The organism is uncultured Acidovorax sp. (genome assembly GCF_964021665.1).
GTDB classification, from domain to species: Bacteria; Pseudomonadota; Gammaproteobacteria; order Burkholderiales; family Burkholderiaceae_C; genus Acidovorax; species Acidovorax temperans.
This window is the reverse complement of the sequence record NZ_CAXIAK010000106.1, coordinates 1-10,161: the sequence shown is the minus strand read 5'-3', so window position 1 is coordinate 10,161 and position 10,161 is coordinate 1. Positions and strand designations below refer to the sequence as shown.

12 protein-coding genes are annotated in these 10,161 nt (G+C 60.1%); 5 read left to right on the top strand and 7 right to left on the bottom strand.

All coding sequences use genetic code 11. From position 1 onward, the window contains the following. From AADJ04_RS16115 to AADJ04_RS16100, 4 genes are all read left to right on the top strand, one after another. The coding region (locus AADJ04_RS16115) for a leucyl aminopeptidase (protein WP_341240232.1) at nt 1-1,474 on the top strand (1,474 nt) is incomplete at its 5' end. Between the two features lie 6 nt (nt 1,475-1,480). Beyond that, nucleotides 1,481-1,915, top strand: coding sequence for a DNA polymerase III subunit chi (locus tag AADJ04_RS16110; protein ID WP_341240231.1), 435 nt, complete (start codon nt 1,481-1,483; stop codon nt 1,913-1,915). Between the two features lies 1 nt (nt 1,916). Next, a complete protein-coding gene (locus AADJ04_RS16105) occupies nt 1,917-2,375 on the top strand; it encodes a hypothetical protein (RefSeq protein WP_341240230.1) in 459 nt (152 codons plus the stop codon). A 148-nt stretch (nt 2,376-2,523) separates the two neighbouring features. Beyond that, a complete protein-coding gene (locus AADJ04_RS16100) occupies nt 2,524-3,654 on the top strand; it encodes a branched-chain amino acid ABC transporter substrate-binding protein (RefSeq protein ID WP_341240229.1) in 1,131 nt (376 codons plus the stop codon). Nucleotides 3,655-3,767: 113 nt separating this feature from the next. Here the strand turns inward: AADJ04_RS16100 and AADJ04_RS16095 are convergent, their stop codons facing one another. The 3 genes from AADJ04_RS16095 to lexA form a co-directional block, all read right to left on the bottom strand. Further along, complete coding sequence (locus AADJ04_RS16095) at nt 3,768-4,775, bottom strand: D-2-hydroxyacid dehydrogenase family protein (protein ID WP_338819835.1); 1,008 nt, start codon at nt 4,773-4,775, stop codon at nt 3,768-3,770. 122 nt (nt 4,776-4,897) lie between these two features. Beyond that, nucleotides 4,898-5,386, bottom strand: coding sequence for a hypothetical protein (locus AADJ04_RS16090; RefSeq protein WP_082758931.1), 489 nt, complete (start codon nt 5,384-5,386; stop codon nt 4,898-4,900). Between the two features lie 129 nt (nt 5,387-5,515). Then, nucleotides 5,516-6,190, bottom strand: coding sequence for a transcriptional repressor LexA (gene lexA / locus AADJ04_RS16085; RefSeq protein WP_341240228.1), 675 nt, complete (start codon nt 6,188-6,190; stop codon nt 5,516-5,518). Nucleotides 6,191-6,268: 78 nt separating this feature from the next. Here lexA and AADJ04_RS16080 point away from each other — a divergent pair, with 78 nt between their 5' ends. Next, entirely contained in the window at nt 6,269-7,252 is a 984-nt protein-coding gene (locus AADJ04_RS16080; RefSeq protein ID WP_341240227.1) for an asparaginase, read from the top strand. A gap of 211 nt (nt 7,253-7,463) precedes the next feature. Here AADJ04_RS16080 and adk read toward each other — a convergent pair whose 3' ends face one another. The 4 genes from adk to lpxK all read right to left on the bottom strand — a co-directional run. Beyond that, nucleotides 7,464-8,120: an adenylate kinase gene (gene adk / locus AADJ04_RS16075; RefSeq protein ID WP_044394792.1), complete on the bottom strand. Its 657-nt coding sequence runs from the start codon at nt 8,118-8,120 to the stop codon at nt 7,464-7,466. A 150-nt stretch (nt 8,121-8,270) separates the two neighbouring features. After that, on the bottom strand, nt 8,271-9,113 hold the full coding sequence (kdsB, locus tag AADJ04_RS16070; RefSeq protein WP_341240226.1) for a 3-deoxy-manno-octulosonate cytidylyltransferase: 843 nt from the start codon (nt 9,111-9,113) through the stop codon (nt 8,271-8,273). Further along, on the bottom strand, nt 9,110-9,292 hold the full coding sequence (locus AADJ04_RS16065) for a Trm112 family protein (protein WP_044394786.1): 183 nt from the start codon (nt 9,290-9,292) through the stop codon (nt 9,110-9,112). The genes kdsB and AADJ04_RS16065 overlap by 4 nt, the downstream gene beginning before the upstream one ends. Before the next feature lie 36 nt (nt 9,293-9,328). After that, nucleotides 9,329-10,161 (bottom strand): tetraacyldisaccharide 4'-kinase (gene lpxK / locus AADJ04_RS16060; protein ID WP_341240225.1); only part of this gene is annotated, 833 nt, incomplete at its 5' end.

Genomic DNA, 10,161 nt, shown 5'->3' with positions numbered 1-10,161 from the left:
CGACTTGCTGGCTGTTTTGGTGCCAGAGGAGTTCAAGCCTGGCCGGGATGAGCTGTCGGCCCTGGTGGCGCAGGCGATCAAGCAGGGGGACTTCAGTGCCAAGGTTGGCAAGCACCTGCAGTGCTATGGGACCCCGGCAGCGGCTGCAAAGCGTGTAGTTTTTCTGGGAACAGGAGACGGCTCGGCGCGTGCTGTGCGGCAAGCGGTGTTGTCTTTGTCTGGTTTGCTCAAAGGGCCACAGATCAAGCGCATGGTGGTGTTGTCTGCATCGCCGCTGGCAGCTACCCACGTCAGCATTTTATTGCAGGCGGTGGCAGAGGCCAGCTATGTCTACACCACCACCAAGTCCAAAGCCGAAGAGCGCGCGCTGACCCGCTGTGTGGTGGGTGTAGCCGATGTGGCTGCTGCCCGTGCGGAATTTGATGCCGGAGTTGCTTTGGTCGCAGGTATTGAACTGGCCCGCGAATGGGGCAACCGGCCCGCCAATTACGCCACCCCCACCATGCTGGCCGATGCGGCCAAGGCTTTGGCCAAGCAACCCCGTGTGCAGTGCAAGGTGCACGGCCCCGCAGAAGTAGCCAAGCTGGGCATGGGCGCTTTCATGGCGGTTGCCCAAGGCACCGAACAACCCCTGCGCTTTATTGAACTGCACTACCGTGGTGCCGACAAGGATGTGCCTGCCGTGGTTTTAGTGGGCAAAGGCATTACCTTTGACACGGGCGGTATCTCCATCAAGCCTGCGGGCGAAATGGACGAGATGAAGTTTGATATGTGCGGGGCGGCCAGCGTGTTGGGGGTGTTCAAGGCCCTGGCCGAGCTGCAGCCCACATTGAACGTGGTGGGTTTGATCCCGGCGTGCGAAAACATGCCCGACGGCCGTGCCGTGAAGCCTGGTGATGTGGTTACCAGCATGAATGGACAGACCATTGAGATTCTCAATACCGATGCGGAAGGACGTTTGGTGCTGTGCGATGCGCTCACCTATGCGGCGCGCTTCAAGCCAGCAGCGATCGTGGACATTGTCACGCTGACCGGCGCCTGCGTGATTGCGCTGGGCGGGGTGCGCAGCGGCCTGTATGCCAACCGTGATGAGCTGGCGCATGCATTGCACCAAGCCGGTGAAGCGTCTCTGGACCCATGCTGGCGCATGCCCCTCGACGATGAATACGCCGAAGGACTCAAGAGCAATTTTGCCGACATGGGCAACGTGGCTGGGCGGGCTGGTGGCTCCATCACTGCTGCCAAGTTCCTGCAGAAATTTGTGGGCGACTTGCCTTGGGCACACTTGGATATCGCAGGCACAGCCTGGAAGGGCGGCGCAGCCAAGGGCTCCACGGGGCGCCCTGTGGGGCTGCTGCTGCAGTACCTGCTCGCTCACGCCAGCAACGCTGCTGCCACTGCCAAGTCCATGCCTGCCGCCACAGTGCGCGCCAAGGCTGTCAAAACCGTGCGGCGGGCACCTTCTGCCAAGTAAGAACAGATGACAGAGATTGCCTTCCACTTCAACGCCCCGGACAAGCTCGCCTATGCGTGCCGCTTTGCACGCAAGGCCCAGCGCGCGGGCGCCCGGTTGGTGATCCTCGCCCCACGGCCTGTGCTGACTGAGCTGGACCGCATGCTCTGGTCTTTTTCGCCGCAAGACTTTGTCGCCCATTGCTTGGCCGATGCTGATGAAGACCAACTTGCCGCCACCCCGGTCGTGCTGGCCAGCGAGCTGCACCAGGTTCCGCACCACGAAGTGCTTTTGAATCTGGACAGCCAGGTGCCGGCCGGTTTCGAGCGTTTCTTGCGTTTGATCGAGGTGGTGAGTTCGGTCGATGAGCAGGATCGGGGGCATGCTCGATTGCGTTGGAAGCAATACGCCTCTCGCGGCTATGCCATCGCCCGGCATGACTTGGTGTTGAAAGGAGGTTGATATGGCCACCTCTCCTCCGCGGGTGCCTCCAAAGTTTGTTCCAACCCTCACCGAAGTGGTGCAAGCCCCTGTGGCTGGTGCTCCACGACCTGCGGCTGCACCGGTCATGCCTCCAGCCTCCCCGGGGCCTGCAACCCGCCCTATAGCGCCAGTGCGGGCAGCCCCGGCCAGTGTGGTTCAGAGACCGCCTGTAATGCCCGCTGCAGCCCCTTCCCCGGCGGCCGCTAGCCCACAGCAGCCGGCCAAGCGCATGCCGGATGGCATCGAGGAATACATGATTCATCGCGTCATGCAGCGCGTGGATGTGGTGCTTGACCAAAGGTTGCGCGAGGCGATCGCCACGGTGGTGCAGGAGCAAACCAGATCGGTGCTTCCGCGGCTGCGCGAAGAAATCGAATCAGTGGTGCGCCACGCGGTATATGAAGCCGTTGCAGACGAGCTGGCATCGGGTCAAAAGTGACTTGGCGCAACGGTAACAGGGTAATCCCCTGTGGTTTCGCACTGCATTTAATCGTGTTCCCTAATGAGCTGGCCTGTAAATTGCGATATGTTCCACTGCGTTGAGACACAAGAACAATTCTCAGCGTTTACCTTTACTGGAGATTGATATGCAATTGAAGTTGAAACTGACCGTGGTTGCTGCTATCGCAGCTGTTGCCGGCGTTGCCTCTGCACAAGAGCAGGTGGTCAAGATCGGTCACGTGGCTCCTGTTTCCGGCGCCCAGGCTCACTACGGCAAAGACAACGAAAATGGCGCCCGCATGGCCATTGAAGAGTTGAACGCACAAGGTGTCACCATCGGCGGCAAGAAGATCAAGTTTGAACTGGTTGCTGAAGACGACGCTGCTGATCCGAAGCAAGGTACTGCCGCCGCTCAGAAACTGTGCGATGCCAAGGTTGCTGGCGTTGTGGGCCACTTGAACTCCGGTACCACCATCCCCGCATCCAAGGTTTATAACGACTGCGGCATTCCTCACGTCACCGGCGCGGCCACCAACCCCAACCTGACCAAGCCCGGTTACAAGACCACCTTCCGTATCATTGCCAACGACAACGCACTGGGCGCTGGTCTGGCTTTCTACGCTGCTGAAACCCTGAAGCTCAAGACTGTCGCCATCGTGGACGACCGTACTGCGTACGGCCAAGGCGTTGCTGACGTGTTCAAGAAGACCGCTGCAGCCAAGGGCATGAAAGTGGTTGACGAGCAGTTCACCACCGACAAGGCTACAGACTTCATGGCCATTCTGACTGCCATCAAGTCCAAGAACCCAGACGCCATCTTCTTCGGCGGTATGGATCCTCAGGCTGGCCCTATGCTGCGCCAAATGGAACAGCTGGGCATGGGCAACGTGAAGTACTTCGGTGGTGACGGCGTCTGCACGTCCGAAATCGCCAAGCTCGCTGCCGGCGCCAAGACACTGGCCAACGTGGTTTGCGCCGAAGGCGGCTCTTCGCTGGACAAGATGCCTGGCGGCAAGGCTTGGAAGGCCAAGTACGACGCCAAGTACCCCAACCAGTTCCAGGTGTACAGCCCCTACACCTATGATGCGACCTTCCTGCTGGTTGACGCTATGAAGCGCGCCAACTCTTGGGATCCCAAGGTTTATACCCCTGAGCTGCTGAAGTCCAACTTCAAGGGCGTGACTTCCACGATCCAGTTTGAACCCAATGGCGAAATGAAGAACCCTGCCATCACCCTGTATGTTTACAAGGATGGCAAGAAGACTCCTCTGAACTAAAGCCTGTTCAGCGGTCTCGCTAAAAAGGCCTTCTGCTTGATGAAAGCAGAAGGCCTTTGTTCTTTGCGGTAATTGGTTTCAGTCTGCCACGCAGCGCCTCAGTGGCAGGGCATTTATCGGCGTACTTGCAAAGCCCCAGGGTTCACGATGTTGGTGGGCGTTCCCTTGATGAAATTGACGACGTTGTCAAAAGCAGCGCCAAAGTACAACTCATAGCTGTCTTGCTCAACATAGCCGATATGCGGCGTGCAAATGCAGTTTTCCAGCCTGAGCAGCGCATGGCCCTGCAAAATCGGTTCACTCTCAAAGACGTCCACGGCGGCCATGCCAGGGCGTCCGCGGTTCAGTGCCGCAATCAGGGCATCGGGCTCAATGAGTTCAGCGCGTGATGTGTTCACTAGCAAAGACGTGGGCTTCATGCATGAGAGATCTTCGAGCGAGACGATGTTGCGGGTGTCATCATTCAGGCGCAGATGCAGGGAAATGACATCGCACTGGGCAAAAAACTCCTCACGGGTGCTGGCTGCCTGGTAACCATCGGTCAGCGCTTTCGCACGCGAGGCTTCGCGCCCCCAGATTCTGACGTTCATACCAAACGCCCGCCCGTAGCCAGCTACCAACTGTCCGATACGGCCATAGCCCCAAATCCCGAGGGTCTTGCCACGCAAAACGCAGCCAATCCCAAAGTTGGGGGGCATGGATGCTGTTTTGAGGCCGGATTGCTGCCACGCGCCATGTTTGAGGCTGGCAATGTAATGGGGTAGGCGACGGCTGGCTGCCATGATCAGAGCCCAGGTCAGCTCGGCAGGCGCTACTGGCGAGCCCACACCTTCAGCAACCGCAATGCCCCGCTCGGTGCAAGCCGTGACATCAACATGACTGCCGACCTTCCCGGTTTGGGCGATCAGCTTCAGTCGAGGGAGTTTCTCTATCAGTTGCCGTGTGATTTGGGTTCGCTCCCGGATCAGCACAATGATGTCTGCGTCCTTCAGCCGTACCGAAAGTTGGCCCAGTCCTTTGACGGTGTTGGTGTAGACCTTGGCTGTGTAGGCGTCTAACCGCGAGGCGCAATGCAGCTTGCGTACCGCGTCTTGGTAGTCGTCCAGGATAACGATATTCATCCCGGTATTGTGCCTCGTAGACGCCGCCAATTCCTTGCAGGATGTCGCTTCGCAAGCGCCATATGCAACGTGATGTAGCGGGTTGGCGGGCCATGGCGGCGTGCTCAGTCAGCGCGTTGGCGTCATCCGTACGCCAACGCGGCTTCTCTGGCGGCCATACGGTCCAGTTCGGCACATACGTCTGCCATTCGTCCGGAAATGACCAGCCTGCCGCCATCTTTGCCGCCGCGTGAGTGAACGATTCGAAGAGGCTTGAGGGTCTGCTTTGAGCCTGCGGGGGCATCTTGCTCCGAAGGCGTGGCAAAGAGGTCTGCAGTCTCGCCTTTTTGAATCGGTTTGCTCGCCGCAACGTACAAATGCCGACCTTTGGGTGGCGAAGTTTGCTTGCGGCGAGACACGGTGGTAGCCACAGCGCTTTGGGTGGCTAGGGTTAAGTGCACTTCCGCATGACCGGTGGCGAGTGTGGGCAATGGCTTGGGTGGCGCATCGCCATCAAGCTGCTTGGAAGCGATGCCGATGTGCCGTTTGCTGCCCTTGAGCGACGACAAAAAGCGCGTCACTGCGGCCAGTGGCTTATGGATAGATGCAAGGGGCGTGGTTCCATTTCCCATGTGAATTCTCCGAAAATCGGTGGACGAACATAGGCAGGATTGAAAACAACAGAATGTCCCAGGGCTGGCGCAAGCAATCTTGCTGCGCCAAACGCCCGCCACCTGGAACCTGTGCACTGAACTTGTGCGTTACATCAGCATGGTGTTGCGGATCAGACCTACCGCCAGCCCCTCAATTTCAAACACTTCGCCCGGCTGGACTGTGATGACGGGGTAATCCGGGTTTTCTGGCAGCAGTTCAATGCCTTTGGTAGTGCGCTTGAGCCTTTTTACGGTGACTTCCTCGCCCAGACGCGCCACCACGATTTGACCGTTGCGCGCCTCTTTGGTCGCTTGCACTGCGAGCAAATCACCGTCCATGATCCCTGCATCGCGCATCGACATGCCTCTGACTTTGAGGAGATAGTCAGGCTTGTGCTGGAACAGGCTGTTTTCCACGCAATAAGTTTGATCCACATGTTCCTGCGCGAGAATGGGCGAGCCTGCGGCGACGCGTCCGATCAAGGGCAAAAACAATTGGGTTGCCTGCTGCAGGGGGTTGGCAAAGTGTTGCCCACGGGCGGCGTTGATGGCCCTGACGGTGTCATTGCGCAGGCGGATACCACGGGAGGTTCCACTGAGCAGTTCAATGACGCCTTTTCGGGCCAATGCTTGCAAATGCTCTTCAGCGGCGTTTGCGGATTTGAATCCTAGCTCTGTCGCAATTTCTGCCCGTGTGGGTGGGGCACCGGTTCGCGCTATTGCGTGCTGGATCAAGTCCAGAATCTGCTGCTGCCGGGCCGTGAGTTTGGGGTTGTCGAGCATGGCGGTGTGGGTAAGGGCGGGGTGGTTGATTACTGTTTTTTAATCCAGTAACTGTATTTTTGACCAGTTTTTTGGAGTGTGCAAGTGAGTAAGCAAAAAATCGTCGTTTTTGGTACGGGTGGCACGATTGCCGGCAAGGCGGCTTCCATGTCTGACAACGTGGGCTACAAAGCTGGTGAGGTCGCCATAGGCGAGTTGTTGGCGAATATTCCTGGCATGCAGGCGGCGTTGCGAGGCCACGAACTGGTTGCACAACAAGTGGCGCAGATCGATAGCAAGGACATGGGTTTTGACGTGTGGCGTGCACTGGCGATGGGCTGCCGGGATGCGATGGCAGACCCCGAGGTGCGCGGTATTGTCATTACCCATGGCACAGACACGCTCGAAGAAACTGCTTGGTTTCTGCAATCCATCTTGAGCGCCGAGATACCCGTGGTGTTGACCAGTGCCATGCGTCCAGCCACAGCTTTGTCGCCCGATGGGCCGCAAAACTTGCTGGACGCTGTGGCTGTTGCCTTGCAGCCAGATGCTAGGGGCGTGCTGGCTGTGGCTGCAGGCGCTATCCATGAAGCGCGCTGGGTTCACAAGGCGTTTCCCTACCGGGTCGATGCGTTCAGCTCTGGTGAGGCAGGGCCTTGCGGGTGGGTAGAAGAAGGCCAGGTGCGCTGGCTGCGGCGCCCCTCAACGCAGGCCAATTCAACCCACACAGCACTGTTGAATGATCTGCCTGCGGCGCAGGGTTGGCCTTGGGTTGAGGTGGTGCTGAGCGCCGCGGGCGCAAGTGGCCGTGCGGTAGATGCCTTGGTAGACGCGCAGGTGAACGGTCTGGTGGTGGCTTCCACGGGCAATGGATCACTGCACCATGAATTGAAGGATGCGTTGCTGCGCGCGAGCGAGCGTGGTGTTCGCGTTGTCAAGGCAACCCGTTGCGGCCAGGGCCAGTCCTTGGTTGGGGATTTGGGGGACTTCCCCAGCTATGCCGGGCTCTCGCCCATCAAGGCAAGAGTGGCACTGTTGCTTGACTTGCTTGCAGAGCGGGGCGATCAGAATTCCGGCGTCTGATCTCTGTCGTCACAGGCTGCGCTGTCTCGCTACCGCCTTGTATCTACTGCTTTGACAGCGCAGACTTCTGAGGGCAAGAGCGCACCCCAATTGGGGCGACTGAACGTAAAAAGCCCCGACAGGCTGAGTGCCTACCGGGGCTTTTAAGGGGCGCCGTCCAGAGCAATGTGCAGAAGTGCCTGCTGCATCACGCCGCATGGCATGGCAGAACTCAGCTGCTCAACGCTTCCAGCGCGCGCGCCGTGATCTCTTCGACGCTGCCGGTGCCGCTGATGGCACGGTACTTGGGAGCCAGCGATGGTTCGCTCTTGGCCCAGTTGCTGTAGTAATCCACCAGCGGGCGGGTCTGGTCGCTGTACACCTGCAGGCGCTTCTTGACGGTTTCTTCCTTGTCGTCTTCGCGCTGGATCAGGTCTTCACCGGTCACGTCGTCTTTGCCTTCCACCTTCGGAGGGTTGAACTTGACGTGGTAGGTGCGGCCACTGGCGGGGTGGGAGCGGCGGCCGCTCATGCGTTCGATGATGGCTTCGAAGGGCACATCAATTTCCAGTACGTAGTCCAGTTTGACGCCGGCAGCCTTCATGGCATCGGCCTGGGGAATGGTGCGGGGGAAACCGTCGAAGAGGAAACCCTTGGCGCAGTCGGGCTGGGCAATGCGCTCTTTGACCAGATTGATGATCAGTTCATCGCTGACCAGTGCACCGGCCTTCATCACGGCATCGGCCTGCAGGCCCAGTGGTGTACCTGCCTTGACTGCTGCGCGGAGCATATCGCCGGTAGAGATTTGCGGGATGCCGTACTTCTGGCAGATGAAGGTGGCTTGCGTGCCCTTTCCGGCGCCCGGCGCGCCCAGCAGAATCAGTCTCATGGAGGTCCTCAAGGTTAGAAATCGTGTGGCACGGCTAGCAGGGGCGCGGTGCAGCGTCCAGGATGCCGTGCTCTTGTGGCGGGCAAGGATAGCATGTGACAGCTTGGCTCTGGCTTACGCTTGGCACTTGCGCCACCCCTTGCACGCGGCTCAGCGGGCTTGGCCCTGCAATGCCAAAATGGCGCGGACTTTTTCGAGGTCTTCGGGGGTGTCCACACCGGGGCCAGGGGCCGTGGCGGCGATATGGACGGCAATGCGGTGGCCATGCCACAGGGCCCTGAGCTGCTCCAGTGCCTCGACAGCTTCCGTAGGCGCAGGGGGCAGCTGCGGAAACTGCCTCAGAAAACCGGCCCGGTAGCTGTAGATGCCGACGTGGCGCAGCGGTGCAAAGCCCGCACAGGTGCTGTGCAAGGCAGGTGCCATCTGTTCTTCATGCCACCAGGCCATATCGGATTGGTCTCTGGACCACGGTATGGGCGCGCGGCTGAAATAGTGCGCCATGTTGCGGGCGTCCAGCACCACCTTCACCACGTTCGGGTTCAGGTAGTCGGCTTGCGAGGCGATGGGATGCGCGGCGGTGCCCATGCTGGCGTCGGTGTGGGCAGACAGCAGCGCAGCCACTTCGTCAATCAACGCAGGGTCCATCAGGGGTTCGTCGCCTTGCACGTTGACGACGATGTCGTCACCCTGCAAGCCCAGCTGTGCGCAGGCCTGGGCGAGGCGGTCGCTGCCGCTGGCGTGGTCTCTGTCCGTCAGCAGGGCTTGCACGCCATGTTGCTGGCAGGCTTGCAAGATGAGTTCGTCGTCTGCCGCCACGACCACGCGCTCGGCCTTGCTTTGCTGCGCGCGTTGTGCCACGCGCACCACCATGGGCAGGCCAGCAATATCTGCCAGGGGTTTGTTGGGCAGGCGCGTCGATGCCAAGCGTGCCGGAATCAGCACGGTGAAAGCCGATGGACTGGTGGAAGCGGCCGACTGGACGCCGTGGCTCATGCCTCCAGCTCCTCGTCAGTCAGGGTGCGTGCCTCGTTTTCTAGCAACACGGGAATGCCATCGCGCACAGGGTAGGCCAGACGCGCGCTGCGGGAGATCAGCTCTTGGGTCTCCTTGGCATAGGTCAATGGGCCTTTGGTGACTGGGCATACCAACAGTTCGAGCAGCTTGGGGTCCATGGCGGGCAATTCAGAGTCAGATTCGGGGCCGTGCGCTCAGCGCGCAGGCGGGGTGGTCGATGATAGCGGCGCCGCAAGCGCCAGCAATTGATCTTTTAGGCCTTGCAAAAAACGCGCGTCCAGCGCCAACTCCAGTGGTACCGCCAGTGCGTCGGGGTGCTTTTTCCACAGTTTGACGGCGTCTTTTTCGGTGCAAATCAGCACTTCAGCATTGCTGGGCAAGCGCGACCAGCTATCAAAATCATAGTGATCTGGCAGGGCTTCTGCCTGCACCAGCGTCAGGTCGGCTTCCTCCAGCATCGCAAAAAAGGCTCCGGGTTGGCCAATCGCTGCCAAGGCATGCAGGGGGCGGCCACGCAGGGTGCTCAGTGCCACGGCTGTGCCGTCTGCCGCCACGGCATGGTCGGCCAGGCGGCGATTGACGGCAAAGGCTGGAGCCCTTGCTCGGCCCTCGTTGCCACCAGGGGCGGCAGGCGGGGGAGGCGTGTCGCCCGCGTAAAGCACCCAGTCCACGGGGCGCGGCCAGGGTTCGCGCAGGGGGCCTGCGGGCAGTAAAAAGCCATTGCCTGTGCCTTGTGCGTTGAAGATGCAAATGTCGATGTCGCGTGCCAGCGCCAGGTGCTGCAGGCCGTCGTCACACACCAGCACGTTGGTGTCCGGGTGCTGCGCCAGCAGCGCACGCGCTGCCTCGATGCGCTGGCGGGCCACGTACACCGGCACTTGGCATTGGGTCGCTATCAGCAAGGGCTCATCACCGACATCACTGGCCACAGCATGGGGCTGCACCGCGCGGCAGTCCGTGGTGGTACGGCCGTAGCCGCGCGATATGACGCCGGGGCGTAGCCCCTGGCTCTGGAGATAGCGCACCA